This is a genomic window from Segniliparus rotundus DSM 44985 (assembly GCF_000092825.1).
Taxonomy (GTDB): domain Bacteria; phylum Actinomycetota; class Actinomycetes; order Mycobacteriales; family Mycobacteriaceae; genus Segniliparus; species Segniliparus rotundus.
In genome coordinates this window covers 573,088-598,363 of sequence record NC_014168.1, presented here as the reverse complement: position 1 = coordinate 598,363, position 25,276 = coordinate 573,088, and the positions used below count along the sequence as shown (strand labels likewise).

The window sequence follows — 25,276 nt, the reverse complement described above, 5'->3', positions numbered from 1 at the left end:
TGACCCGCGCCTTAGAGGGACTTGCCGATCAGCGTGATGAGGTCCACGAGCCTGGAGGAGTAGCCCCATTCGTTGTCATACCAGGCCGCGACCTTGATCTGGCCGGAGATGACCTTGGTGAGCGGCGCGTCGAAGATGCTCGAATGCGGGTCGCCGATGATGTCGCCGGAGACGATCGGGTCGGTCGAGTACTTGAGGATGCCCTGCAACGGCCCCTCCGCGGCGGCCTTCACCGCCGCGTTCACCGCGTCGGCGGTGGCCTCCTTCTCGACGTCCAACGTGAGGTCGGAGATCGACCCGGTCGGCGTGGGCACGCGCAGGGCGTAGCCGTCGAGCTTGCCCACCAGCTGCGGCAGCACGAGGCCGATGGCCTTCGCCGCCCCGGTCGAGGTCGGGACGATGTTGAGCGCGGCGGCGCGGGCGCGGCGCAGGTCCTTGTGCGGGCCGTCCTGCAGGTTCTGGTCCTGGGTGTACGCGTGCACGGTGGTGAGCCCGCCCCGGACGATGCCGAACGCCTCGTCGATCACCTTGAGCACCGGGGCGATGGAGTTCGTGGTGCAGGAAGCGTTGGAGATGATCTTCTGGCTGCCGTCGTACTTGTCCTCGTTGGCACCGAGCACGACCGTCAGGTCCTCGCCGGTGGCGGGAGCGGAGATGACGACCTTCTTCGCGCCGGCGTCGAGGTGGCCCTTCGCCTTCGCGGCGTCGGTGAAGATGCCGGTGGACTCGACGACCACGTCGACGCCCAAATCGCCCCAGGGCAGGGCTGCGGGGCCCTCCTTGACCGCGAGGGCGCGGATCTTCTGGCTGCCGACGAGGATGTCCTGGCCGTCGACCGAGACCTCCTCGGGGAAGCGGCGCAGGATGGAGTCGTATTTCAACAGGTGGGCGAGGTTCGCGGGATCGCTCAGGTCGTTGACCGCGACGATCTCGAAGTCCGCCCGCCCGGCCGCTTTCGCCGCGTGCGCCGCCCGGAAGAAGTTCCGGCCGATCCGTCCGAAACCGTTGACGCCTACTCGAATAGCCACCGTGCGAACTCCTTCGTCAAGTCAGTTGTGCTGTTGCAGAGATCAGCCTAGTGGTTTCCCTGAGCCAGGCGCGACGCCCCCTGCCTTCTCACGGGCACGGGCCTGGTCATGAGGTCCACATACCAGTCGTCAAAGCGCGGGTTGTCGAATTTGGTGATGACAGTCACCGGGCGCCGCCCCGGCTTCGGGGCAGGGGCGTAGGACACGCTGCCGTCGTTTTCGCCGAGCTGGGCGCGCACCGTCGGCCACACCACGCGGGACTCGGTGGCGAAACCCGGATCGACGGCGTACGCGAACGCCAGCTCGTCCCAGAGCGGCTGGGTGTAGTCCGGGTCCCGGTCAAAGCCGCCCTTGCCGTCGAGACCGGCTCCGACGATGTCGCGGTACAGGCCGGTGACGGGCGTCGGGCTCGGCGGGAACGCGATGCGCCGGTACAGCGCGTCGTCGAGGGGCACGGTGTTGCTCAAGTCCAACGGGGTCACGACTTCTTCGACCGGCAGCTTCAGCACCTCGTCCGCAGCTTTCGGGTCGAACCACCAGTTCAGCTCCGCCTTCGCCGTGGAGTTCCCCGGCACGTCGAACGCCCCGCCCATGATGACGATCCGTTTGACGAGCCCGACCGCGTCCGGATGCTCCTTGGCCAACAGGGCCAGGTCGGTCAACGGCCCGATGGCGACAATCGTGATCTCGTGCGGGAAGGCGCGCAGCTGGTCCGCCATGAAATCGACGGCCCGCTGGGCGCGCGGCCTCGCGCACGTCGCGAATCCGTCCGGCGGCGCCACGAGGTCCGCCCGCGACACCGGCTTCTTCGTGCCCCACGCCCCGGTGAAGCCGTCCCCGGTCGCGAGCGCCGCCGCGTCGGCTTTGACGGCCGCGGGCCCGTGGTCGAGGGGGTAGTCCGCGCCCGGATACACCCCGACCGCGAAGTCCGCCGGAACGCGCCGACAAGGCCCCGGGTCGCCGACGCCAAGCCGCTCGGTCGCCCTGACTGCCTCGGCGACCTCCTGGTCGCGCCACTCGTCGCCGGTGACCACGGTGACGCCGAGCAGGTCGATCTGCCCCTCGGCGTGCAGCTGCGCGGCCATCGACACCACTTGCCCGTCGTCCAGCATGGTGGCGAAGTCGGTGTCGATGATGATGATCTTCTGCGGCTCGGAGTCCACGAGCGCGGCCCGCGCGGCGGCGGACGGCAGACCCGCGAGGAGCAGAGCGGCGCAGAGGATCGCCGCGCAGGCGCTCCGAACCCTCACTCGTCGTCGTCCAAAAGGTCCGAGGAGACCGCCGACTCGGTGTCGGGGACCCCCCGGAGCGCGGCGACTTTGTCCGCCATCGACAAAAGTCTGCGGATGCGTCCCGCAATGGCGTCTTTCGTCATGGGCGGATCGGCGAGGGAGCCCAGCTGTTCGAGCGAGACCTCCTTGTGCGCCATGCGCAACCGCCCGGCGACCAGCAGATGCTCGGGCACCTCGTCGCCGAGGATCTCAATGGCGCGGCCCACCCTGGCCGCCGAGGCGAGCGCGGCGCGGGCCGACCGGCGCAGGTTGGCGTCGTCGAAGTTGGCGAGGCGTTGGGGGGCCGCGCGGACCTGGCGTTGCTGGCGGTGCTCCTCCCACACCTTCCAACTGTTCTTCGCGCCCATCCGAGTGAGCAGCTCGCCGATCGCCTCCGCGTCGCGCACCACGACCCGGTCTTGGCCGCGCAACTCACGGGATTTCGCCGGAACACCGAGCCTTCGCGCCGCGCCGACCAGCGCCAGCGCGGCAAGCGGACTGGGCGCGACCACCTCCAGCGCGGCAGTGCGGCTCGGCGCGGCGAGCATGCCGCTCGCGAGGAACGCGCCCCGCCACGCCCCTTCCACGTCTTCCAAGCTCCCGTTGACCACAGCGGCGGGCAACCCCACCACCGGGCGGCCCTGGCCGTCGATCATGCCGGTCTGCCGGGCCAGCATCTCCCCGCCCCGCGTCACCCGCACCACGTAACGGTGGTACTTGTGGGAGCCCCCCGGCGGCAAGACATGCACCCCGCTGGTCGACCCGTGGAGTTCGTGCAAACCGACCCGAAGCCGTTTCGCGGCGCCGGCGTGGTCGAGCTCCGCGCCCACCACGATCCTGCCGGACAAGATCTGCAACCCCCCGCCGAACCTGAGCACAGCGGCCACCTCTGCCTTGCGCGCCGACAGCGCGCCCGGCGGGACCAAGCACAGCTCGTCCTTCATCTCCGTCGTCATGCCATTGGTCATCGACCACCATCCTCTTGCCCAGGCACGTCCTGGCCTACCAAGTCCTTGAGCACGCCAGCCAGCGCCTCCGGGTCGTGCTGATGCGTTCCAGGGATCGCCACTCGCGCGAAAGTCGGGCTCGCCCCGAACCTGTCCGCCGCCCGGACGAGCTGTTCCCGGTCTGCTCCGTCCGGCACCGAGGCCGCATCGACCACAATATGGTCCACACGAAGCCCCGGAGCGTGCTGCGAGAGTACATGCAAGTGCCGCTCGGTGGAAAAACCCGCCGTCTCGCCCGGCTCCGGCGCGAGGTTCAACACGAGGACTTTCCGGGCGTCGGTCGCCGTCAAAGCCTGCAACTGCTCCGGCACGAGCACATGCGGGATGACGCTGGAGAACCATGACCCCGGCCCCAACACGACCAGGTCGGCCCGCATAATCGCTCCGACCGCCGCCGCGCAGGCCGGCGGCTCCGTTGGCAACAGCCTCACCCGCCGCACCTTACCCGGTGTGGTCGCAACCGCAACCTGGCCTCGGATTCTTCGGATCAGGCGAGGATCGTCCTCGATGCCAGAAACTTCCGCTTCGATCTCCAGGGGAACCGCGGACATGGGCAGCACCCGGCCCTGCGCGCCGAAAGTCCGGACCATCGCGTCCAACGCCGCCACCGGGTCGCCGAGCACTTCGGCGAGCCCGGCGAGCAACAGGTTGCCCACGGGATGCCCGGCGAGGGCCCCGACTCCGCCGAACCGGTGCTGCAGCACCTGCGCCCACATGCCCGCGTCGCCGTCGTCCGGGGTGAGCGCGACCAACGCCATCCGCAGATCGCCCGGCGGGATCACGTCGAGCTCTTGGCGCAGCCTCCCCGAGGAGCCGCCGTCGTCGGCCACCGTCACCACCGCCGTCACGTCCGGGGTGAGCCGCCGCACCGCGGAGAGCGTCGCGAACAGGCCATGCCCGCCGCCGAGCGCGGCGACGGCGAATCTTCCCGCCGCGCGGCGCGCCATCACTCCAACCCCAGGTCTCGGTGGATGACACGGACCGTCAGCTGCTGGTCTTGGCCGATGAGCGCCCCGAGCGCCACCGCCATCGCGACGCTGCGGTGTTTGCCCCCGGTGCAGCCGACCGCGATCGTCATGTAGCGCTTCGCCTCTTTGCGGTAGCTGGTGAGCATCAGGCGCAGCAGCTCATGGTAGACGCGCAGGTACTCTTTCGCCCCCGGCGCGCTGAGCACGTACTCCGAGACTTCCGGCGTGAGCCCGGTTTTGTCCCGCAAATGCCGCACCCAATGCGGATTCGGCAAAAACCGCACGTCGGCGACCATGTTCGCGTCGAGCGGCAGGCCGTATTTGAACCCGAAGGACTGCACGGTCACGCTCGTCTTCGACCGGGAGGCCGACCCGCCCCACTCTTGCTCCACGACGTCGCGCAGCTCTTTGACCGACGAGACCGAGGTGTCGAGCACCGAATCGGCCTCCGCGAGGAGCGGGGCGAGGAGGTCGCGCTCGCGTTTGATCCCCTCCGCCAAGGTGTCCTGCCCTTGCAGGGGATGGCGGCGGCGCACCTGCTCGAACCGGCGGATGAGGACTTCGTCGGAGGCTTGGAGGAACAACACCTTCGGATCGAGGCCCTGCGCGCGCAGCTCGGCCAGCAACGCGTGGATGTCCCCGGTGAAATCCCTGGTCCGCGAGTCCACCACGACCGCGAGCCGGGGGATCTGGGTCTGCGGGTCGAGCCCGATCTCCACCATGCGGGTCACCAGCTGCGGCGGCAGGTTGTCCGCCACATACCAACCCACGTCTTCGAGGATCTTCGCGGCGGTGCCCAAGCCCGCCCCGGAAAGACCGGTGAGGAACAGCACTTCGATCGCGGCCCGGCCAGTCCCGGGCTGGCCCACGCCGCCGGGCGGCGCCACGTCGCCGGTCGCCTCCTGCGGTTCCGAGCCGCTCTGCGGTGTTTCTGGTTCTGTCACGCGGAAGCCTCCTGCGGTGGGGTTTGGCATGCGGCCAACGCCGTCACGACGGACTCGGCGAGCACGGGGCCGAACCCCGGCAGCGCGGCGATCTCGTCCGCGCTCGCGTCTGCGAGCTTGCGCACCGAGCCGAAATGCTTGACCAACTGGGCGCGCCTGCGCTCGCCGAGGCCTTTCACCTCGTCCAGGGCGGAGACGGTCATGCGTTTGGAGCGCTTCTTGCGGTGGTGGGCGATCGCGAAACGGTGCGCCTCGTCGCGGACCCGCTGCAAGAGGAACAGGCCGGGGCTTCGGCGGGGCAGGATCACCGGATCGTCGTCGTCCGGCAGCCACAGCTCTTCGAGCCGTTTCGCGAGCCCGACCACGGGGATATCGGCGGCCCCCAGCTCGACGAGCGCCTTGTGCGCCGCCCTGACCTGGGGCTGCCCGCCGTCAATGACCAGCAGGCCCGGGTCTGGGCGGTCCCCTCGTTTGGCGAAACGGCGAGCGATGACTTCGGCGACGCTCCTGGTGTCGTCGTTCTGCGGCGCCCCGTCCGCGCCCATTGCGCCTTTGATCGTGTAATGCCGGTAGTCGGCCTTCTTGGGCAAGCCGTCGTCGAACACCACGAGCGAGGCGACCACATCGGTGCCCTGGACGTGGGAGACGTCGACGCATTCGATCCGGATCGGGGGCGCGGGCAGGTCGAACGCCTCGTAAATCTCCTGCAACGCGGCGGAGCGCTCCGTGAAGTCGCCGCTGCGGCGCAGCTTGTGCTGGGCGAGGGTCTCATGGGCGTTGCGGGCGACCGTCTCCATGAGCTTGCGTTTGTCCCCCCGCCGCGGCACCCGCAAGGCCACTGGCGTGCCCCGCAAGGTGGAGAGCCAGGTGGCGAAACCTTCGACGTCGTCCGGAAGCTCGGGGACGAGCACTTCTTTCGGCACCGCGGACATCCGATCGGACTGGCCGAACCTGTCAGCCACCGATTCGAGTTCGGCGAGGTCGCCGTAGAACTGCAAAAGGAACTCCTCCACCATTTCGCGACGGCTGGCGGCTTCCCAGCCGCGGCCGTCTCGGGTCCGGTCCCCGTGCGGCCCCGGCGAATAGGCGTTGTCCACCACCCAGCCGCGTTGGCCTCGGACTCGGCCCTCGCGCACTTGGAACACCTGCACCGCCACTTCCAACTCGTCGTAGTCGAAGGCCACCACATCCGCGTCCGAGCCGTCGGCGAGCACCACGGTCTGATGCTCCAGCGCCTTGTCCAAAGCGGCCAGCTCGTCGCGCAACCGGGCGGCGGCCTCGAAGTCGAGCGCCTCGGCGGCGGCCAACATCCGCTTGCGGGTCTCGCGCACCAAGTTGTCCGCTCCCCCCGCGAGGAACTCGCAGAACGACTGGACGATCCGCCGGTGCTCGGCGGCGCTGACCGCGCCGACACACGGCGCGGAACATTTGTCGATGTAGCCGAGAAGGCACGGTCTCCCGATTTGGCCGTGCCGCTTGAACACGCCGTTGGAGCACGTCCGCGCCGGGAACACCTTGGTCAGCAGATCGACGGTGTTGCGGATCGCCCACACATGGGAATACGGGCCGAAGTAGCGCACGCCCTTGCGCCGCGCCCCCCGGTAGACGAAGAGCCTCGGATATTCCTCGTTCAGGCTCACCGCCAACATCGGGTAGCTCTTGTCGTCGCGGTAGCGGACGTTGAACCTGGGGTCGAACTCTTTGATCCAGCTGAACTCCAGCTGCAACGCCTCGACCTCGGTGGCCACCACTGTCCATTCCACAGCGGAGGCCGTTGTCACCATGAGCCTGGTGCGCGGCGCGAGGGCGTAGAGGTCCTGGAAGTAGTTGGACAGCCGAGCACGGAGATTCTTCGCCTTGCCGACGTAGATCACCTGCCCGGACGGGTCCCGGAACCGGTACACGCCCGGCTCGGTGGGGATGGCCCCCGCCGCCGGGCGGTAGCTCACTGGATCTGCCACGGCGTCAAGGCTAGCGCGCGAGTGCGTGGGCGCATCAGCGCTCGGCGGTGAAATAGCCGGTCGAGGACCACAGCGCCGCGAATTGCTCCGGGAACGGCCTGCCATAGGAGGCGGCGACCTGGGCGCGGCCGACCGGGGCGACCGTCCAACCGCGTTCGGCGAGCCACTGCTGCGGGTCCGCCCTGGGATCGTCGTACCACAGCGTGGTCGGGTCGAAATCCGAGCCGCCGCTGCGCAGGACCACGCCTTTGGCGGCGGCTTCGCGGACCCGTTCCACGTCCCCGGGGCGGAACCCGTTTTCCACACCCATACGGCTCCCTGGGGCCGACAGCGCGTGCATCTGCGCGAAGAGCGCGTCTTGCGCCGGGCCGGGCAGGTAGATCAACAACCCCTCGGCGAGCCAGGCGGTCGGCTTCTCGGGGTCGAACCCTGCGGCCGTGAGCGCGGCGGCCCACTCGTCCCGCAAGTCGAAGGCGACCTCGCGCCGGTCCACGAGCGGCTGCGCGCCCAGCTTGCCGATCACGTCCGCTTTGAACCGCAAGACTTCGGGCTGGTCCACTTCGAACAGCACCGAGCCCGTCTGCCACGGCAGCCGGTAGGCGCGGGAGTCCAGCCCCGCCGCGAGGATCACCACTTGCGGCGTGCCCGCCCCCGCGAAGTATTCGTCGAAATAGCGGGTCCGCGCGCCGAAGAAGTCCGTCCACAACGCGGTCTGCTCGTCCCATTGCGCTTCCTCCGGCGCGTTTTCGAGGAGGGCTTGTGTCTCAGGATGCCCTGCCGCCGTGACGAAAGCCTCAGCGAAGGGGTCGACCGCCAGCGGCTGCGCCCTCCGGTTTTGCAGCGCGCGGGCCGCCGCGACACCGAGCGCGGTGAACCCGACACTGCTCACGATGTCCCAGCTGTCGTGCTCCGTGCGATCAGAAGGATTGTTGACTGCCACACCCCAACTGTAGTCCTCCTCGGCGACAAACGTCCGGGCTCATACGAGGCAGGCGAGCACCGCACGCGCCGACTGCCGCGTCGTCGCGGAGCCGCCGAGATCCGCGGTGACCTGCTCGCCCCGGGTCATCACCGCGCGCACCGCGCGGCGCGCCGCGCCCGCCTCGGCCTGCGCGCCGAGATGATCGGCGAGGTCCGCGACAGCGAGGATCATGCCGAACGGGTTCGCGATCCCCCGCCCCGCGATGTCGGGGGCGCTGCCGTGCACCGGCTCGAAATAGCTCCACCGCTCGCCCACGTTGCCGCTCGGCGCGACGCCGATGCTGCCCGCGACCCCGGCTGCCACGTCCGAAAGGATGTCGCCGAACACGTTCTCGGCGACAATGACGCCGAAGCCCGCCGGATCGGTCACCAACCGCATCGCCACCGCGTCCACGTTGCAGATCTCGGCGCGCAGCTCCGGGTACTCCGCGGCGACGCGCTCGACCCGTTCGCGCAGCCGCCCGCCGCTGGAGCGCAGGATGTTCGGTTTGTCGGCGACGACGACCCCGGACCGCCCCTGCGCGCGGGCGAGGCCGAAGGCGAACCGCAGGATCCGGTCCGTGCCGAAGTCGGTTTGCAGCCGCAACGCGACCCGCACCCCGTCCGGGCCGCTGCGCGCGGCGTTGGGATGCGAGCGCACCAGATCCCACAGCTCGCCCCGGACTTCCGCGACGTCGAAGCCCGCGTAGAGCCCTTCGGTGTTCTCCCGCACGATGACGTAGTCGAACTGCGCGGGCTGCGCCCGGTAATCGACGACCGGGCGCAGATTCGCGTACAGGTCCAGCCGTTGGCGCAGCTGCACCACCGGCGAGCGGTACACGCGGCCCGCGCCGCGCAGACGCGGCGCCAGCTCCGCCTGGGCCTCCTGCTCCGGTTTGCTCGTCACGGCTCCGAGCAGGCCCGCGTCGCTGTCCTCGATGAGCCGCCAGGTGTCCGCCGGGACCGGCTCGCCGTCCCGCTGCCAGCACGTCCAGCCGATCTCTCCGAACAACAGCTCCCAGTCCAAACCCAACGCCTCGACGACCGGCAGGGCCGCGTCGAGGACTTCCGGGCCGACGCCGTCGCCCGGCAGCACAGCGACCTTGGGCCTGCGCATCGCGGCTTTCGGCCTGGGCGCCGCGACCTCAGGCCTGGGCGCGGCGTTCTCAGATTCGGCCATCTGTGTAGCGTAACGATATGAGGTTCCTGCTCGCAGCCGTCCTGCTCGGCGGCGGCCTGGTCGCCTGCGGGACCGGGCGTCCCCCGTCGTCGGCCTCGTCGGACTGCGCGGACGCCAGCCCCGGCACGGGCGTGGCAAAAACCGCCGTCCCGACGACGCACGGCCCGCAGGACATCGCCAAGCGCCCCGAGCACGCCAACGGCTACCGCACCGGCATGCGCGCCGTCACCACCCGCAGCTTCATGGTGGTCACGGCGAACCCGCTGGCGAGCCGGGCCGCGTGCGGCGTGCTGCGCGCCGGGGGGACCGCCGCCGACGCGCTGGTCGCGGCGCAAACCGTGTTGGGCCTGGTCGAACCTCAGTCCTCCGGACTGGGCGGCGGCGCGTTCCTGCTGTACTACGACGCGGCGACGCGCGCACTCGACGCCTACGACGGGAGAGAGACGGCTCCCGCCGCCGCAAACGGCGACTCTCTCCGCTGGATCAGCAACGCCGACCGCGGCGAGCCGAAGCCTGACACGAGGGCGAGCGGGCGCTCCATCGGCGTCCCCGGCGTGCTGCGCCTGCTCGAACTCGTCCACAACGAACACGGCTCGCAACCCTGGCGCTCGCTCTTCGACCCGGCGGTCTCCCTCGCGGACGACGGTTTCGCGATCAGCCCGCGCCTCGCGGCGGCGCTCGCCCCCGAGGCGGCCCGCCTGCGGTTGGACCCGCAGGCCAGCGCGTATTTCTTGAACCCGGACGGCAGTCCCAAACCGGCCGGGACCCGTGTGAGAAACCCGGCCTACGCGAAAACCCTCGGCGCCATCGCCGGCGAAGGGCCGGACGCGTTCTACACGGGAGCCATCGCGCACGATGTCGTGGACGCGGTCGCGAACACGGCGGGCGGGCGCACCCCCGGTCTGATGACGCTCGCCGACCTCGCCGGGTACCAGGCCAAAAAACGCGCGCCGATCTGCTTCGCGTACCGGCGCAAACAGGTCTGCGGCATGCCGGGGCCGTCCTCCGGCGGGACCGCTGTGGCGCAGGTTCTCGGGATGCTCGGGCACTTCGACCTCGGCGCATTGCGCCCCGCCAGCCCCGGCGAGGACGGCGGGCGGCCCGACCCGCTCGCGGCGCATCTGATCGCGGAGGCCGAACGGCTCGCCTACGCCGACCGGGACAAATACCTCGCCGACCCGGATTTCGTGACGGCGCCGCCTGGGCTGCTCGACCCCGGCTATCTCGCGGGCAGGGCCGCGCTCATCGACCGGGCCCGCAGCATGGGCACCGCGCGGGCCGGGGATTTCGGGCCGGTGGATTTCGCCGTCGCCCCCGGCCACGAGCACGGCACCAGCCAGATCACTGTCGTGGACTCGCGAGGCAATGCCGCGAGCATGACCACGAGCGTCGAGTCCGCGTTCGGATCGTACCACATGGTGGACGGTTTTTTCCTGAACAACCAGCTCACCGACTTTTCCGCGCGGCCAACCGACGCCGAAGGGCGTCCGGTGGCCAATTGCGCGCAGCCGGGCAAGCGCCCGCGCAGCTCGATGTCCCCGACATTGGTGTTCGGCGCAAACGGCCCGGCAGGCGGCAGCGTGGAAGACGTCCTCGGCTCCCCCGGCGGCGGCACGATCATCCAATACGTGGTGAAGACCCTGGTGGCCCTCGTGGACTGGGGCCTGGACCCCCAGCAGGCGGTCGGCATGGTCGACTTCGGCGCGGAGAACTCCCCGGTGACGAACCTCGGGGGCGAGCACCCGCTGGTGGACGCGGCGGACAACGGGGCGAGCGACCCGCTCGCGCAGGCGCTGCGGCAGCGCGGGCACACCGTCGACGTCACGCCGCAAGACTCTGGGCTGTCCGCGGTCCGCCGGGCCGGGCCCGGCTGGGAAGGCGGGGCCGACCCGCGCCGCGAGGGCGTGGTCATGGGCGACGCGGAGCGCACCTCGCCAGCCTCCTAGCTCGCCGGCCTCCGAGACTGTCGCCATGTGGCTGTCTGAAGGGCTGGTTGTATCGGAATGCCGAAGCGCAGCCCGGCGCCCCTCATCCCCGGCGCACGAGGCGCCACAGCAGCAGTCTGAGGCCGCCCAGCGCCGCCCACACGACGGCGAGGAACGCGGCGACGCGGAACGCCGCCCATTCGAACCCCCGGTCCGCGACCCGCACCAGGTCCGGATTCGCGCGCGAATACTCCACCATCACGCCCTCGCCCGGCTGCGGCACATCCGTGGTGAACAGGCCGAACACCCCGCCCGGGGAGAGCAATCCGTTCGTGCGCAGGCTCGGGGCCGCCGTCACCGCGTAGCGCACGACCACTTTGTTCGAGACGGTGGAGACCACTTCCGCGCGGGTGGTGGACATGTCGGCGTCGATCTTCCGGTCGTCCCGCCACGTCCCCGCCAACAGCAGCCCGCACATGACGGTGACGAGGCACCCGACGGCCGCCAGACCCCGCCAGGTCCATGTGGCGGCGGCCGGGTTCACCGGGCCTCGCCGAGGTCGAACTCGCGCATGGCCCGGTGCAGATCGCGAAGCGCGCCCCGGTCGGTCCTGACTTCGACCACGCGCAGACCCTCGGCCTCAGCGCCGAGCGCCGCGGGCAGCTCGTCCAGCGCCGCCCGGACGTGCGCCACGCCCAAGCCCGCGCACAACGCGGAGAAGTCTTTCCCGTGCGGGGTGCCGAAAAGACGCTCGTAGGCGTCCCCGTACGCTTCGGCCCGATACTCCGGCCCGCCCTGTTCCAGAAGCTCGAAGATCCCCCCGCCGTCGTCGTTCGCCACGACAATGGCGAGCGAGCGAGGCTTCGGCTCGTGCGGCCCGATCACCAAACCCGAGACGTCGTGCAGGAAGGTGAGGTCGCCGAGCAGGGCGATGGTGCGGCCCTCGTGGGCCAACGCGGAGCCGACCGCGGAGGAGAGCACCCCGTCGATCCCCGAAACGCCTCGGTTGGAGCGCACCGCGACCCCGGCGGGGACGCCGCCCGCGAGCGCGACGTCCCGGACCGGGTTGGAGGCCCCGAGCACGAGCTGGTCCCCCGGCCGCAGGGCCGCGAGCACGGCGCGGGCCACATGCAGGCCAGTCGTGGCCGCCTCGGCGTCGAGCCCTCGGCCGACCGAGCCGAGAGCCGCGGCGTGCGCCCGCGCGCAGCGCTGCAGCCACGCCGGGTCCGGGGAGCCGACCGGGACGGCGCGCGTGCCGGTGCCCGCGACGTTGCCCGCCACATCGGGCCAGCGCGGCCCGGTGGTCAGCGCGTAGACCCGCACGGCGGGGTCGGCGAGCAAGGAGGCGACCTGGCGGTGCAGGGTCGGGCGCCCGCAGATGACCGCTTGTTCGGCCCCGACGTGGGGCACGGCGAACGGGTGCAACGGATTGGCCGGTACCGGCGCGGTCGGCTCGGCGACCGTGGGGAGCGCGGCGAGCTCGGGATGCGAGCCCGCCCCGTGGCCGGAGACGACCACGGTCGGCACGGACAGGTCGATCGGGGTGGGGATCTCGAACCCGCCCTGGGGGATCTGCGTCCACGGCCCGCCGCCGGGCCTGCCCGCGAACGCCCCGCCGCAGTGGCTTTCCAAGTCGTCCTCGGGGGCCTGCGGCACGAGGGGCTCGCGGAACGGCACGTCGAATTGGACCGGCCCCGCGTTGCCGGTGCGCGTGCCCGTGGCCGCCGACAACGCCCGGACCACGCGGGCCCGCCATTGGCTGCCGGACGTCGCCGCTTGCTCGGCGAGCCCGGCGGAAACCGCCTCGCGCACTTGGGAGCCGAACAGGCCCAGCTGCTCGATCACCTGGTTGACCCCGGAGCCGAGCACTTCGTACGGCCGGTTGGCGCTGAGCACGATGAGCGGCACGCGCGCGTAGTTGGCCTCGCAGACGGCAGGCCCGAGATTGGCCACCGCCGTCCCCGACGTCATCACCACGATGACCGGAGCCCCCGAAGCCGCCGCGAGGCCGACCGCGAGGAACCCCGCGGAGCGCTCGTCGATGCGCACATGCAGCCGGACCCGCCCGGCGCGTTCGGCGGCGTGCAGGGCGAAGGACAACGGCGCGTTGCGCGAGCCCGGGCACAGCACCGCCTCGCGGACCCCGCCGCGCAGGAACTCGTCGACCAGCACCCGCGCTTGCAATGTGGACGGGTTCATGCGTCCAGCGTGCCAGATGCGGCCGACGAGAAACCAGTTGGGCCGCAGGGCGCGCACCCAGTAGGCTCTCAGCTCATGCACGACCTCGACGTCCTCCTGACCCCGGAAGCCGCCGCGAAGCTCGCCAGGCGCGGCTACCAGCTCGACATCGCGCGTTTGGAGTCTCTTCGCGAACAGCGCAAGGCCCTGCGCCGCCAGGCCGACGAGCTGCGCGCGCAAGTGCGGGCCCTGGGCAAAGCGGGCAAGGACGCGGTGGACAAACAAGCGCACGCCGAACACGCCCGCGCGGTGAAAGAGCAGGTGCGCGAGACCGAGGCCGCCCTCGACGAGCTGGAGGCAGCGCTGCGAGCGGAACTGCTGACGATCCCGAACCTGCCCTCGGACGCGGCTCCGGAAGGGCTGCGCGAGTCGGACTACCAGATCGTCCGCGTGGTCGGCGAACAGCAGACGTTCGACCCCGCCGAGTACCCGGACGGCCCGAAGGACCACGTCGCGCTGGGCGAACAGCTGGGCATCCTCGACCTGGGGCGGGCGGTGAAGCTCTCCGGCCCCAGGTTCAGCTTCCTCAAAGGCCAGGGCGCGCGGCTGGAACGGGCGCTGGCCTCGTTCTTCCTGGACCTGCACACCCGGGAGCACGGCTACGAGGAGTTCTCCGTGCCGCTCATCGTGGGCGCGCAGACGCTCACCGGCTCGGGACAACTGCCGAAATTCGGCGAAGACCTGTTCAAGATCGCCACCGGCGAGCCGCAGTATTTGATCCCGACCGCGGAAGTGCCGCTGGTGAACTACTACGCGGGGGAGTTCCTCGGCGCCGACGCGCTGCCCATCGCCGCGACCGCGCATTCGAGCTGTTTCCGCTCGGAGGCAGGCTCGTACGGCAGGGACACCAAGGGCATTCTGCGCCAGCACCAGTTCAGCAAAGTGGAGCTGGTGCGGGTCGTGCTCCCGGAGCACGCCCAGGCGCAGCAGGAGCTGATGCTCGGCCACGCCGAGCGGTGCCTGCGCGAGCTGGGTTTGCACTACCGGGTGATCGACCTGCCCGCGGGCGACCTCGGTTTCACCGCCGAACGGACCTTCGACATCGAGGCGTGGCTGCCCAGCCAAAACGCCTACCGCGAGATCTCCAGCGTGTCCAGTTGCGCCGACTTCCAAAGCCGCCGCAACGGGCTGCGCGTGAAAGGCAAGGACGGCGAGCGGATCTGGCCTGCGACGCTCAACGGCTCGGCGCTGCCGATCGGGCGCACGGTCATCGCGATCCTTGAGCAGTTCCAGCAGCCGGACGGCAGCGTCCTCGTGCCGGAGGCCTTGCGCGGGTTCATGGGCGCGGACGCGCTGCGCCCGGTCTGAGCCGTAGGATCGGCGCATGGACGTTTTGGCGAGCAAGTTCATTCTGTACCCCTCCGATTACGAGGGGTCGCTGCGGTTCTACCGGGACGTGCTCGGCCTCGCGGTCTTTCGCGAGTACCCCGGCGGGACGGTGTTCTTCGCCGGGGGCGGGCTGATCGAGCTCGCGGGCCACGGCGAGAGCGCCCCGCCCGAGCCGGGCAAAGCGTCCGCGGTCTACCTCCAGGTGCGCGACGTGTACGCCGCCGAGCGCGAGTTGCGCGCCGCCGGGGCCGAGATCGAGCGCGAGGCGAAGCAGGAGCCGTGGGGGCTGCACGAATTGCGCGTCCGCGACCCGCAAGGCACGTTGTTGATCTTGGCGCACGTTCCGGAGGACCACCCGCAGCGCAGGGCCGGGAAGCCTCCGGCGCAGCCGTGAGGGGCACCCGGCGGCAAGCCCCGCCGAAGCGTTTCTGAATATCAGGTGAACTCCGGTTGTCGCGCGGGAGGCCTGCGCAACAAACCTCGGCCCCGAGCTAGACAACAGCGGCCCCGCCCGACACAATGCATGGTGTGAACACCGAACTCATTGTCTTGGCGCTGGTCATTGTCACCGCCCTCGGCTTCGATTTCACCAACGGATTCCATGACACCGGCAACGCGATGGCCACCTCCATCGCCACCGGCGCGTTGAAACCGAAGGTGGCAGTCGGCCTCTCCGCCGTCCTCAATTTGGTCGGAGCGTTCCTCTCCACCGAGGTCGCGCTGTCGGTGGCGACGAAGATCGTCAAGATCTACGACGGCAAAACCGGGCAGGCCGCGCAGGGGGTGCAGCCGAGCGTTCTGCTCACCATTGTCTTCGCCGGCCTCATCGGCGCGATCCTGTGGAACGTGTTGACTTGGCTCCTCGGCCTCCCGTCCAGTTCCTCGCACGCCTTGTTCGGCGGCCTGATCGGCGCGACCATCGCAGGGCTCGGCGTGAGCAAAGTTTTGTGGAGCGGCGTCCTCAAGTCCGTGGTCATCCCCGCCGTCGTCTCCCCGATCGTCGCGGCCGTCGTCGCCGCGACCGGCACCTGGCTGGTGTACAAAATCACCTCTCGGGTGACCGGGTCCGCGCGCGAACGCGGCTTCCGCATCGGCCAGATCGGCTCCGCCTCGCTCGTCTCCCTCGCCCACGGCACCGGCGACGCGCAGAAAACCATGGGCGTCATCACCCTCGCCCTCGTCGCCGCGAACCACGCGACCACCGACGCGCAAGGCTCCCCGGTCGTCCCCCTCTGGGTCGAAGCCGCCTGCGCGATCGCCATCGCCCTGGGCACCTACTCCGGCGGTTGGCGGGTCATCCGCACCCTCGGCAAAGGTTTGGTCGAAATCGAGTCGCCGCAGGGGATGTCGGCGGAAGCCTCCGCCGCGGCCATCATCTTGAGCTCCAGCTACGGCGGCATGGCGTTGTCCACCACGCATGTGGCGACCGGCTCCATCCTCGGCACCGGCATCGGCAAGAAAGGCGCAGAGGTCCGGTGGAACGTCGCGGGCCGGATGGCGGCGGCCTGGCTGGTCACCCTCCCCGCCGCCGCCGTGGTCGGCTGGACCTGCTTCCAGATCGCCCGCTTGGTGCCCGGCCTCGGCGGGCCGCTCACCATCTTCGTCCTCCTCCTGGGCGCCTGCTTCTGGATGTGGCTGCGCGCCCGCAAGCACAACATCAGCCCGGACAACGTCAACGCGGAGTGGGCCGACGAGACCCCCCCGGCCGCGACAACGACAGCAACCGAGACTTCCCCCGCGCCCCCGAGGGCGACGGTCGGCGTCGGCGTGAAGGGAAGTGCGGAGTGAACCAGTTCAACGCTGACTATTTTCTCGGCGTCGGCAAAGCCGTCATCACGGTGCTGATCGTCGGCGTCATTTTCGGCGCCGGTCTGCCAGCCTTGTTCGCCGCGGGGCTCACCAGCCTCTACGGCGGCGAGCCGGAAACCGCCGGCACGGTCGCGGCGACGAAGAACCCGGCGCGGGTCGCCCTCGCCTGGCTTGCCTTCGCCGCCGTCCTCGCCCTGATCGCCTTCGGGATCGCCGTGATCGTCTTCGGCAAGCCCCTGCTGCACGCTGTGGGTTTGGTCTAGGCTCGCCGAGCGCTCGCGGCGTTCGATCAAGTAACCTGGACCGAACGGGAACCTGAAAGGAGACCTGCTATGTCACTTCCTCCGACGCTCAGAGCGATCGTGCAGTGGCTGCGGGCCGCCTACCCCCAAGGAATTCCGGAGCAAGACTACGTCCCGCTCTTCGCGCTCATGCCGCGCAAACTCTCCGAAGGGGAGATCCGCCAGCTCGCGGAAACACTCAACGAGAACGGGCGCGGCGCAGCGTCCAGCATCGACATCGGCGTGCTCATCACGAAAATCACGAACGAGTTGCCCAGGGCGGAGGACGTCGACCGCATCCGCCAGCGCCTCGGCGACCTGGTGTGGGAAGACGAGGACGGATCCGGCAAGACCGGTGCCTGAGCGCACGCTGAAGGCGCTGCCGGTTCCCGACGGAGCGCGCGCTCTCGAACTGCTCCCCCTGATCCGCGCAGCCCTCGACGGCGAAAACCCGCACGCCTTCCTGCCCGTGCCAGAACAGCAGGAACACCACGCGGCCATGCTCCGCACCGCGTTGCGCGCAGGCGAGCCCATAGAAGACGGCCCCGCCTTCGTGCTCGCCACTTCCGGCAGCACCGCAGCCCCGAAAGGGGCGCTGCTGTCCCCCGCCGCCCTTGCCGCGAGCGCGGCGGCGACACACGCGCGGCTCAACGGCCCCGACCAAGAGCAAGGCGAAAAGCCAGCGCAATGGCTGCTCGCCCTGCCCGCATGGCATATCGCCGGGCTCATGGTGCTCGTGCGGGCCGTTCTGGAAGGCGCCGAACCCGCGGTGATCGACGTGTCAGGCGGATTCGACCCCGCCGCGCTGCCCGCCGCCGTCGCCGCGCTCGGCGCGGGCAGACGCTACACCTCGCTGGTGCCGAACCAACTCGTCAAGGCGCTTGGCGTGCCCGCCGCGCGGGAAGCGTTGGCCGCATTGGACGCTGTGCTCGTCGGAGGCGGGGCCCTCGCCCCGCAGATCCGCGCCGAAGCGCACGCGGCAGGCGTGCGGGTGGTCACCACCTACGGCATGAGCGAAACCTGCGGCGGATGCGTCTACGACCAGGTCCCGTTGGACGGCGTGCGCGTCGAGATCGACGCGCACCAGCGCATCCACCTCGCCGGTCCCATGCTCGCGAGCGGGTACCGAGGCATGCCGGAGCATCCCGCTTTCGCCCGGCCCGGCTGGTTCGCCACCTCGGACGCGGGACAGCGCGAAGCCGGGCGGCTGCGGGTGCTCGGCAGGTTGGACGGAGGGATCTCCACCGGCGGCCTCACCATCGCCCCGAAAGTGGTCGAGGAAGCGCTGCTTCGACATCCTGGCGTCCGAGAATGCGCGGTCGTCGGCGTGCCAGACCACCGGCTCGGCGAAGCCGTCGCGGCCGTTGTCGTGCCCGAGGGGTCCCCGCCCGCCCTGGACGAGCTCCGCGAGCACGTCACCCGGCTCCTCGATGCGCTGGCAGCGCCTCGGGCGCTGCGCCTCGTCGGCGAGCTGCCTCGCACCGGGCTCGGGAAAACCGACCGTCAAGCCCTCGTGCGCCTCTTCGCGTAGCGGTCCTTCCCCAACGCCGAACTATCTTGGCCTGCAGCGGCGCTGGTCAGGGCGCGGGTTCGGGCTCGCTCTGACCGGACCGCCAGCTCGTTGTCATGGACGATGGCGACCTCTTTTCACCCCTTCAGCCAGGTCGGAGGGCACGATGCTGCTGTCGCGCGGGATGTCGGCGGTGATCCGCGCAGTTCTCCCGCGCAACCCGACCGCATCGTAAGCGACAGGCTCCCAAGCCTTGCCATCATCAGTCATCTCACGCCTCTCTTTGGGGTCGATACCGAAGTGGGGTCGTCAGCAGTGCTTGTACTGCTGACGCAGCTCGTTCTCTAGATCGGCGAGAAGTTTCGAAGGCTGGGGCTGCTCACATACGCCTTCGACGAGCTCGATCCGCCCGTACTCTGAGCCGAACCTGAGATCAACGATGTCCCCGAACCCGAGGGCGGCCGCCGCGACTGAGCGCGCGACCTGAGGAACCTTTTCTTTCGAGCTGTGATCAATGATTTCAAGGTAGACGGGCGCGCGGCCAGCAGGAGCTTTGATCGCGTCGATCTCTAAGTCGATCTTGTCGCTGGCGCCGAGTTGTTTGAGGAGTTTTTTCCATAGCTCGCGCCGGTGCTTGTCGGGGAATTCGCCACGTAATTTGTAGGCGGCAGGGCGCAGGCCCGCTTCCCAGTCCGGGATTGTCGTGACCCAAGTGGCCGTGTCTAGGCCGGGGTGCTCATGGATGAAGTCGGAAATGGTCGCGTCGTCTGTATCGAAAGGTAGCTCGATGAACATGTCTCTGGAGGAGTCTGGTCCCTCGAAGGTGGGTTGGGTCATGCCGACACCAAAGAAAAAAGGTGATTGGGCGACCGTTAACCACAAGGCCAGGCTGTCGGACGTTTCCGCGCCCGAGGGACCGTTTGGAGGGTTCGCGCGCTCGTTGAATTTGAGAGTTGCCGAAGAGCCTCGTGCCGGTTCGTTGGCGGTGCTGCTCGTAAACCTATACTGGACGTTGAGAGTGACATCGAATTGGTCGAGCTCGGAGGCTCTCATTCGATCCACGAACACTCTCCCCATTGCCGCCGCCTGCGCGGCGGAGGCATTGTCTGCAAGTTTTACGTCCAGGTCGAAGTGCGCACCGCCGTCGAAACTCGTGTCATAGCGGACATCAGCTGAGGCAACGCCCGGCAGTGCGCGCACGGTTGCCCCTACGGAGTTCGCCTCCGAGCGCCGGTCTGGGTAGTCGCAGCCGCCCAAGCAGACGATGAGCCCCGAGACCGCGAGGAACGATGTCAACAGTTTCGACACCCTCGTGCTCTTGTGAGGGGCCGCGTTAGCCCCGTCCCGCCTCCTATGCAGGCCCGATTTCATGTCCGGATTATAGATGTAATGAACTCTGCGCAGCCCTGGATACCGCAACTGTCAGCAGAAGGAGTCACGCGCCAGCACACGAAGAGAACCTTGCCGCCGCTTTCGGCAAGCTGCGGAAACCTCACTCCCCCGGCGTGAACCACTCCGACCTGCCGAAGAGCGACTTGTCCAAACTCAACCGACCCGGTCCCGAAACAGTCAGGGCGAGGGCCGCGACACCGAAGACGAACGCCTCCGATCCGGCCCAGTGCGTGCCCGGTGGTCGCGCAGCCAGAGACGAGGGCTGCGGCGAGAACAGCGACAAACACCGGGGAAAGCTTCATCGCGTCGGCGCAGCGCTCGGCTCGTCGTACAGCAGCTTGTCTTTGCTGATGACCCTCGGTTGCGGCACGGTGTCGTCACGAAGGCTCGCAGGGAAGCACGGCGTGCCACCAACCATTGTCGGTTCATAGGCCCCTGCCGACTGGATGCTCAGGGTGTAGCCGTCTGGCGAGTGTCCGTAGCGGTTGGGCTTGTCGTCGTCGCGTTCTTCCACTCGCCAACCCCAGCTTTTCCAGATATCCCCGACTTTGGCGATGAGGGCGTTATAGTCGCTTCCTGGCGGGGTGTGCATGTCCCGATAGTCCCCGAAGTCCACCGGGGAGTTCTCCCGGTCCACGCGCTCCGAGTCGCACGCGGCTGTATGGCCTCCTCCGTACCCGCCGTAGCGTTTGTTGTCGAGGAAAATGTTGTCCGGCAGTCCTTGCAGCGTCTTCTGCATGTACCCGTACAGGGTCTCTTGGGCTTGGCGTTGGCTGGTGATGTTGGGGGAGACTGTCATGGGCTCTGGTTTCATGTCGAGGGTGGTCACGTCGTTGTGGTGTGGCGGTGTCGCTGCGCTCGATTGTGTGTGCTCGTGTCCGCCGCACCCGGCAAGGATCGCGACAACGAGCGCAGAGAAGAGCAGGGCCGTTGTCCCCTTCACGCGGATGTCGCTGTTCTTCATGGCGGCGTTCACTTGTGCTCCGGTTCTCGTCCGACAATGATCCGGCCCATGTTCTTCAATCCCGTGCTGTTTGGCTGGAAGTAGCTGCCGTGGGCGTCGCCGCTGAGGTCTCCGGTGAGCCAGCCGTCGCCCTTCTTGCCCGGATCGGTTTGGAATTGGGTGGCGTCGCCCCATGTGCTCGGATCATTTCCCAGCGGGTTGTCCCCAATCGGGGCGAGCGTGGTGGCGACTCGGATCATGTCGTTGTCGGCGGTCGCGATGTAGACCTCCCCGCCCTGGTTGATGTTCATGTCGTGGGCGCTGTTGCCGATCATGCCGGGGCTGCCCACGCCGACCATCGCGTCAGCGTCCAGGTGGTGCCCGTTCGACGCCGCCGCGCCGACCTCCACCGATCCGTAGCTGTGCCCGATGACCGTCTGATACGCCCTTCCAAGGTTGGCGTCGTCGTGGGAGAATCGCAAACCAGACTGCCAGTCGTCCAGCGCTTGCGCGCCGTCGAGCGCGAATTTCGGGTCGCCCGCCCAACTGCCCTTTGTGGGGTCGAAGATGTCCATAGGCCGGTCGTAGCACATCCACGTCGTCACCGAGATATCTGTTGGTTGAATCCCGTGCTCTTTGCCTTGGTTTAAAGCCTCTGTGTAGAGACGTGCCGAGTAGTCGTCGGAGCCGGTCATCTTGGTCATGTCCTGCCCGGTTCCCGGCACGAACGTGGCGACTTTCGTCGCGTGGTCCGCGTCCCCGATGGTGACCGCCGTGTGGCCCTTGTCGTCAAGGAAGCTGAGGAAGCGCGGCAGGCCGTCGCCCCCGAGCGCTTTGGGCAGTGTCGTCTTGTCGAGCGTCGCCTGGAGGTTGTTGTAGCCGTCCAGGCGGTGCTGCATCTCGGCAATGCGTGTTTTCCACTCGTTCCACTCAGGGTTGTTCAACTGCTGGGCTTGTTTTTGCTCCTCGTTGAATCCGGGCGGCATGTGCGGATTCTCTTTGTAACCGGGGATCTGGTCAGTCTTCCAATCGGGGTGCTCGTTCTGCAATCTTTGGATCTCGTCCCGTACCAGCTGTTTCAGGTCGTTGAGGTGGAGCCGGTTGCAGTAGTCCCGGTTCTCGAACGGAAACCCTGGTTTGTTGCCGATCTCGGGGTAGCGGCGGTACAACTCGGCCAAAATCGACTTGTCCCCATCCGGGCCGTCCTTACCCCCGTGCAGGTGCTTGAACACTTCGTTCAACTCTTTGGGATCGGTCGGCAGGGGCTCTTTTCCGTCCGCGATGCGCCCCGCGCGTTCCTTGGCGGCTTTGTCCGGGTCCAAAGGCTCGTCTTTCAAGTTGCCGAACTTCTGGAAGTAATCGGCCTCCCGGTAGCCGCCCTCGGTCCCTTCTTTGATCTTGTCGTTGAGTTCGCGGATTTTCCTCGCGTGCTCTCGGTCGGCCTGCTCCAAAGCGTGTTTGGCCTCCCCGATGCTGGCCGTGTACTTCTCCAGCTCCTCGCGCTGGCGGGGCACCTCCCCGGACACTTGGCCGTCGTCCCACACGACCAAACCGGCCTTGCGCGCCGCTTGCGCCTCGGTGAGCACCCGGTCGGCTTTGGCCTTCAGGTCGTATCCGGCCTCCTCCACGAGCTGCTGGTGTTGCACCATCAGCTCGTGCTTGCTGTAACCGAACTTGGTGGTGCGGTCGATGAAGTCGAAACGGGCCGTCTCACCAGCCCCGGAGGACTCACCGGCCATCCTGTTCGTCGCGTCCTTGATGCCGTCCAAGATGCCGAGCAGTCGCGTGTTGTGCGCCTTGGCCTCGTCCGCCCCCGCGATGAGGGTTTCCGGTCGCCAAGACGCTATCTGGCTCATCGTAAACTCGCCCATGCTCACGCCTCCGCGCTCTGCGCGCCCAAGCCCGTCGCGCTCTGGTCGATCTCATCGTAGGTCTGCCGGAACCGGGCCGCGTGATCCTCCTCGTGCCCTTGGAAACGCGCGGCATCCGAAGCCGTCTCCTCGCCCGCGTACGCGTACTCGCCGCGCAAACGCCCCACCACCGCCCGATGCGCCTGCGCCGCATCCACGGCGGCTTGCGCGGTCTCCGCTCCTGGTAACGAGACCGAGCCATAGAGTCCACCCGCCCCTGCGCTTTCGGCCTGCTCCGAGCCGTCCGACACATTCTGCCCGAACAAGCGCAAACGCTCGATGTTCGTGCTTAACGGGTCACCGGCCATACGAGGAACCTCCTCGCGATAGGCCGCTGGGGCGCGGCGGGATCGGCGGCGGGCCATACGGTGACGGCGGGCCGTAAGGGCTCGGGCCTTGCGGCGCTCTCGGCGGCTCCACAGGCACAGCGCCCCGACCAGGCTCGACAGGCGGCGGCGCGGGGAAACCCGTGTCAGCCCCCGACCCGTCCTGCGCCGAAACGCTCGGCCTCGCCCGCAACGGCGCGGCAGACACGCCTTTCTCCGGGCTCCACCGCATCGTCGCGAACGACTGCGGCCCACGCCGCTCGTACTCCTTCAACACGGCCTCGGCCTTACGGGCCTTTTCTTGCAGAATCCTCGGGTCGATCTGCTCCTCATCAGCGCTCTCGAAGTGCCCGAACTGCTTCACACGCGGGCCGACATCCTCGTAGCCGTGGCTGCGACCCCCATATGTCATTGCAGGTTCTCCTTTTGCAGGTCCGCGCCCTCGGTGGCGCGGTGAGGCCGTTTCGTTTCGTCTTGTCTCAGTTTGCGTTTCGTCTTGTCTCAGTTTGCGTTGTCTCAGGCTGAGCCATGTGCCGCCGGGGAGGTGGGAGGGCCGGCGGCACATGGAGTCTTGGCTGAAGCGCGTTGGGGCCTCCGGAACTCCGGGCCAGGGCCGGACAGGAGCGCTCTCCCGGCATCTGCGGTGGTCATGGTCGCGAACCTAGCACTCCCGAATAAGGCTGACAATGCCTCGCTTGAAAAAATGTTTGAAGCGGCAAAAATGGTTTCCAACGAGCTTGTATCTGCTTGTTCCGCACAGGAGTGATGTGCAAGATTGTGGCGTGTGAATATTCGTCACCGGGATATTGGCATGAGAGACGGACAGCGGGGCTGCGCCGAAGCGCCAGCGATACCCCGGATCCGGTGACCGGCGATGGCGGATCGCGAAAACCTCACTCCCTGGGCGCGAACCACTCTGGCCTGCCGAAGAGCGACTTGTCCACACTAAACCGACCCGGCCCCGCAACGGTCAAGGCGAGGGCGGCGACGGCGAAGACGAACGCCTCCGAACCGGCCCAGTGCGTGTCCAACAGGTTGACGACGCCCTGGTCCATGTGGGCGGCCCCTGCTGTGAAGAAATGTTTTGGCGCGGTGAAGACCGCCCCGAGCATGGCAACGACGGCGACAAGACCGGCGATCGGGGTGAGCAGGCCGAGGGCGAGGAGGATCGAGCTGGCGAACTCCCCGGCGATGGAGACGCCCGCGGCGACCTCGGGGAAAGGCACGCCCATCTTCGCGAACCCGTCCGCCGTGCCCGAGAAGCCGATGTCGTGCAGCTTTTCCCAGCCGTGCGGCAGCAGGGCGAACGCGAAGCCCAGCCGCGCCAGCAACAGTCCGACATCCCGAATACCTCGCGCCATGAGCACTGCCTCTCAGAGTAGGAACGTTCCGACTCTGAGCATAACGGACTCAGCTCGACACAGGGTCGTCGTTCGCGGCCTGCTCGGCGCTTGCGGCGAGCGCGGCGTTCGCCTGTCCCCACTGCCCGTAGTCCGGTTTCAGGATGACGCTCACATCGCACGGCACGCCGTCGATCACGCGCAGATTGCCTTTGGAGTTCGGCAGCTGGTGCAGATTCGCGGCAGCGTGCTCGGCCCCGGAGGGGTTGCCCCAGTCGTGCTGCCAGAAATACGTGCCCAGGCCCGCGCCCAAACACCAGTCGATGGTCTTCGGGTTGCAGTACACGCCGAGGCGTTCGTTGCCGATCACGTCGCGCCACGCCGTCAAATACGGGGCGATGAGCGTGTCGAAGGCGTCTCTGTCCGGGTCGTCGTCAAGAGCCGCGTAGATCACGCCGTCCGCCGGGCCGCTCGCCGCGAGGTGCAGTTCGACCCCACGACGGGCCGCGTCGACTCCGCCGTCGTACCCGCCGCGCCAGTCGGCGGTGAGGTTCTTGCCCCACTGGTACACCGAGGCCACGGCGAGGCCGTGCTCCCGCATGCCCGCCACCTCGTCCGAGGTCACCGGTTTGGCGAGCATCCACGGCTCCGTGGGCCTTCGTTCGCTGACGTAGCGCACCGCCCCAAGGTGCCCTGCTTCCTTGATCGCGGCGGGGTCCGGGACCCGGGCCGAGAAGTCCACCAATGTGCCCAGACCCCACAAACCCCCGTCCGCGTTGTCGGACTCTTGGTCGGCGCGGGCCGGGGCGGCGATCGCGCCGAGGCCCAGCACTGGCGCGGCGCTCAGGCCGCGCAGAACGTCTCTCCTGCTGAGAGCCATAGTTATCACCATTCGTCACAAGAGCGGCATATGCTGCCTTCGAGATCTGACCGAGATATGTCTAGCAGAGTTGG

The 25,276-nt window shown here is 68.6% G+C and carries 25 protein-coding genes; 7 read left to right on the top strand and 18 right to left on the bottom strand.

Features of this window, described 5'->3' with window-relative positions; genetic code table 11:
- Window positions 1-11: 11 nt before the first annotated feature.
- From gap to SROT_RS03070, 8 genes are read right to left on the bottom strand one after another with little or no spacing between them, the layout of a single operon-like run.
- Entirely contained in the window at window positions 12-1,028 is a 1,017-nt protein-coding gene (gene gap / locus SROT_RS03105) for a type I glyceraldehyde-3-phosphate dehydrogenase (RefSeq protein WP_013137554.1), read from the bottom strand.
- Between the two features lie 47 nt (window positions 1,029-1,075).
- Complete coding sequence (locus tag SROT_RS03100; RefSeq protein WP_013137553.1) at window positions 1,076-2,278, bottom strand: nucleoside hydrolase; 1,203 nt, start codon at window positions 2,276-2,278, stop codon at window positions 1,076-1,078.
- Window positions 2,275-3,255, bottom strand: a complete 981-nt coding sequence (whiA, locus tag SROT_RS03095; protein WP_041407614.1) for a DNA-binding protein WhiA — start codon at window positions 3,253-3,255, stop codon at window positions 2,275-2,277. Before whiA ends, SROT_RS03100 begins: the two co-directional genes overlap by 4 nt.
- Before the next feature lie 8 nt (window positions 3,256-3,263).
- Window positions 3,264-4,253 (bottom strand): gluconeogenesis factor YvcK family protein, encoded by a 990-nt coding sequence (locus SROT_RS03090; RefSeq protein ID WP_013137551.1) that lies wholly within the window; start codon window positions 4,251-4,253, stop codon window positions 3,264-3,266.
- A complete protein-coding gene (gene rapZ, locus SROT_RS03085) occupies window positions 4,253-5,218 on the bottom strand; it encodes an RNase adapter RapZ (protein ID WP_013137550.1) in 966 nt (321 codons plus the stop codon). Before rapZ ends, SROT_RS03090 begins: the two co-directional genes overlap by 1 nt.
- The gene (uvrC, locus tag SROT_RS03080; RefSeq protein ID WP_041406865.1) at window positions 5,215-7,179 is read right to left on the bottom strand and encodes an excinuclease ABC subunit UvrC; all 1,965 of its coding nucleotides are present in this window, start codon (window positions 7,177-7,179) and stop codon (window positions 5,215-5,217) included. The genes rapZ and uvrC overlap by 4 nt, the downstream gene beginning before the upstream one ends.
- Window positions 7,180-7,213: 34 nt before the next feature.
- Window positions 7,214-8,119, bottom strand: coding sequence for a class I SAM-dependent methyltransferase (locus SROT_RS03075; RefSeq protein WP_013137548.1), 906 nt, complete (start codon window positions 8,117-8,119; stop codon window positions 7,214-7,216).
- A gap of 39 nt (window positions 8,120-8,158) precedes the next feature.
- Complete coding sequence (locus tag SROT_RS03070; protein ID WP_013137547.1) at window positions 8,159-9,319, bottom strand: isocitrate/isopropylmalate dehydrogenase family protein; 1,161 nt, start codon at window positions 9,317-9,319, stop codon at window positions 8,159-8,161.
- Between the two features lie 17 nt (window positions 9,320-9,336).
- On the opposite strand from SROT_RS03070, the gene SROT_RS03065 reads away from it, so the two are divergent.
- Window positions 9,337-11,265: a gamma-glutamyltransferase family protein gene (locus tag SROT_RS03065; protein WP_013137546.1), complete on the top strand. Its 1,929-nt coding sequence runs from the start codon at window positions 9,337-9,339 to the stop codon at window positions 11,263-11,265.
- An 82-nt stretch (window positions 11,266-11,347) separates the two neighbouring features.
- Here the strand turns inward: SROT_RS03065 and SROT_RS03060 are convergent, their stop codons facing one another.
- Window positions 11,348-11,788, bottom strand: coding sequence for a DUF3592 domain-containing protein (locus SROT_RS03060; protein ID WP_013137545.1), 441 nt, complete (start codon window positions 11,786-11,788; stop codon window positions 11,348-11,350).
- A complete protein-coding gene (gene menD, locus SROT_RS03055; protein WP_013137544.1) occupies window positions 11,785-13,443 on the bottom strand; it encodes a 2-succinyl-5-enolpyruvyl-6-hydroxy-3-cyclohexene-1-carboxylic-acid synthase in 1,659 nt (552 codons plus the stop codon). Before menD ends, SROT_RS03060 begins: the two co-directional genes overlap by 4 nt.
- A 75-nt stretch (window positions 13,444-13,518) precedes the next feature.
- Here menD and serS point away from each other — a divergent pair, with 75 nt between their 5' ends.
- The 6 genes from serS to menE all read left to right on the top strand — a co-directional run bounded on the left by serS (window position 13,519) and on the right by menE (window position 18,432).
- Window positions 13,519-14,790 (top strand): serine--tRNA ligase, encoded by a 1,272-nt coding sequence (gene serS / locus SROT_RS03050; RefSeq protein ID WP_013137543.1) that lies wholly within the window; start codon window positions 13,519-13,521, stop codon window positions 14,788-14,790.
- Window positions 14,791-14,806: 16 nt separating this feature from the next.
- On the top strand, window positions 14,807-15,205 hold the full coding sequence (locus SROT_RS03045; protein WP_013137542.1) for a VOC family protein: 399 nt from the start codon (window positions 14,807-14,809) through the stop codon (window positions 15,203-15,205).
- 134 nt (window positions 15,206-15,339) lie between these two features.
- Window positions 15,340-16,599, top strand: a complete 1,260-nt coding sequence (locus tag SROT_RS03040) for an inorganic phosphate transporter (RefSeq protein WP_041406863.1) — start codon at window positions 15,340-15,342, stop codon at window positions 16,597-16,599.
- Window positions 16,596-16,883 carry a hypothetical protein gene (locus tag SROT_RS03035; protein ID WP_013137540.1) on the top strand — a complete coding sequence of 96 codons (288 nt, stop codon included), beginning with the start codon at window positions 16,596-16,598 and terminating at the stop codon, window positions 16,881-16,883. Before SROT_RS03040 ends, SROT_RS03035 begins: the two co-directional genes overlap by 4 nt.
- A gap of 69 nt (window positions 16,884-16,952) precedes the next feature.
- A complete protein-coding gene (locus tag SROT_RS03030) occupies window positions 16,953-17,264 on the top strand; it encodes a DUF3349 domain-containing protein (protein WP_013137539.1) in 312 nt (103 codons plus the stop codon).
- The gene (menE, locus tag SROT_RS03025) at window positions 17,257-18,432 is read left to right on the top strand and encodes an o-succinylbenzoate--CoA ligase (RefSeq protein ID WP_013137538.1); all 1,176 of its coding nucleotides are present in this window, start codon (window positions 17,257-17,259) and stop codon (window positions 18,430-18,432) included. The genes SROT_RS03030 and menE overlap by 8 nt, the downstream gene beginning before the upstream one ends.
- Before the next feature lie 93 nt (window positions 18,433-18,525).
- Here the strand turns inward: menE and SROT_RS17395 are convergent, their stop codons facing one another.
- The 8 genes from SROT_RS17395 to SROT_RS02990 form a co-directional block, all read right to left on the bottom strand.
- Window positions 18,526-18,681 (bottom strand): DUF7161 family protein, encoded by a 156-nt coding sequence (locus tag SROT_RS17395; protein WP_013137537.1) that lies wholly within the window; start codon window positions 18,679-18,681, stop codon window positions 18,526-18,528.
- Between the two features lie 39 nt (window positions 18,682-18,720).
- Window positions 18,721-19,719: a hypothetical protein gene (locus SROT_RS03020; protein WP_148223322.1), complete on the bottom strand. Its 999-nt coding sequence runs from the start codon at window positions 19,717-19,719 to the stop codon at window positions 18,721-18,723.
- A 382-nt stretch (window positions 19,720-20,101) separates the two neighbouring features.
- A complete protein-coding gene (locus tag SROT_RS03015) occupies window positions 20,102-20,767 on the bottom strand; it encodes a hypothetical protein (RefSeq protein WP_245535345.1) in 666 nt (221 codons plus the stop codon).
- Between the two features lie 8 nt (window positions 20,768-20,775).
- Complete coding sequence (locus SROT_RS15485) at window positions 20,776-22,617, bottom strand: alpha/beta hydrolase (RefSeq protein WP_013137534.1); 1,842 nt, start codon at window positions 22,615-22,617, stop codon at window positions 20,776-20,778.
- A gap of 2 nt (window positions 22,618-22,619) precedes the next feature.
- Entirely contained in the window at window positions 22,620-22,964 is a 345-nt protein-coding gene (locus SROT_RS03005; RefSeq protein ID WP_013137533.1) for a hypothetical protein, read from the bottom strand.
- Window positions 22,954-23,394, bottom strand: coding sequence for a hypothetical protein (locus SROT_RS03000; RefSeq protein ID WP_013137532.1), 441 nt, complete (start codon window positions 23,392-23,394; stop codon window positions 22,954-22,956). The genes SROT_RS03005 and SROT_RS03000 overlap by 11 nt, the downstream gene beginning before the upstream one ends.
- A gap of 481 nt (window positions 23,395-23,875) precedes the next feature.
- Window positions 23,876-24,343, bottom strand: coding sequence for a DoxX family protein (locus tag SROT_RS02995; RefSeq protein WP_013137531.1), 468 nt, complete (start codon window positions 24,341-24,343; stop codon window positions 23,876-23,878).
- Between the two features lie 49 nt (window positions 24,344-24,392).
- Complete coding sequence (locus SROT_RS02990) at window positions 24,393-25,202, bottom strand: DUF1906 domain-containing protein (RefSeq protein ID WP_083777821.1); 810 nt, start codon at window positions 25,200-25,202, stop codon at window positions 24,393-24,395.
- Between the last annotated feature and the right edge of the window lie 74 nt (window positions 25,203-25,276).

Coding starts and splice junctions, on each gene's coding strand:
- menD (WP_013137544.1), bottom strand. CDS start 13,443: ATGAACCCGTCCACATTGCAAGCGCGGGTGCTGGTCGACGAGTTCCTG.
- SROT_RS03005 (WP_013137533.1), bottom strand. CDS start 22,964: ATGGCCGGTGACCCGTTAAGCACGAACATCGAGCGTTTGCGCTTGTTC.
- SROT_RS03090 (WP_013137551.1), bottom strand. CDS start 4,253: ATGGCGCGCCGCGCGGCGGGAAGATTCGCCGTCGCCGCGCTCGGCGGC.
- whiA (WP_041407614.1), bottom strand. CDS start 3,255: ATGACGACGGAGATGAAGGACGAGCTGTGCTTGGTCCCGCCGGGCGCG.
- SROT_RS03065 (WP_013137546.1), top strand. CDS start 9,337: ATGAGGTTCCTGCTCGCAGCCGTCCTGCTCGGCGGCGGCCTGGTCGCC.
- SROT_RS02990 (WP_083777821.1), bottom strand. CDS start 25,202: ATGGCTCTCAGCAGGAGAGACGTTCTGCGCGGCCTGAGCGCCGCGCCA.
- SROT_RS03030 (WP_013137539.1), top strand. CDS start 16,953: ATGTCACTTCCTCCGACGCTCAGAGCGATCGTGCAGTGGCTGCGGGCC.
- SROT_RS03000 (WP_013137532.1), bottom strand. CDS start 23,394: ATGACATATGGGGGTCGCAGCCACGGCTACGAGGATGTCGGCCCGCGT.
- SROT_RS02995 (WP_013137531.1), bottom strand. CDS start 24,343: ATGGCGCGAGGTATTCGGGATGTCGGACTGTTGCTGGCGCGGCTGGGC.
- SROT_RS15485 (WP_013137534.1), bottom strand. CDS start 22,617: ATGGGCGAGTTTACGATGAGCCAGATAGCGTCTTGGCGACCGGAAACC.
- SROT_RS17395 (WP_013137537.1), bottom strand. CDS start 18,681: ATGACTGATGATGGCAAGGCTTGGGAGCCTGTCGCTTACGATGCGGTC.
- SROT_RS03070 (WP_013137547.1), bottom strand. CDS start 9,319: ATGGCCGAATCTGAGAACGCCGCGCCCAGGCCTGAGGTCGCGGCGCCC.
- SROT_RS03015 (WP_245535345.1), bottom strand. CDS start 20,767: ATGAAGAACAGCGACATCCGCGTGAAGGGGACAACGGCCCTGCTCTTC.
- SROT_RS03045 (WP_013137542.1), top strand. CDS start 14,807: ATGGACGTTTTGGCGAGCAAGTTCATTCTGTACCCCTCCGATTACGAG.
- serS (WP_013137543.1), top strand. CDS start 13,519: ATGCACGACCTCGACGTCCTCCTGACCCCGGAAGCCGCCGCGAAGCTC.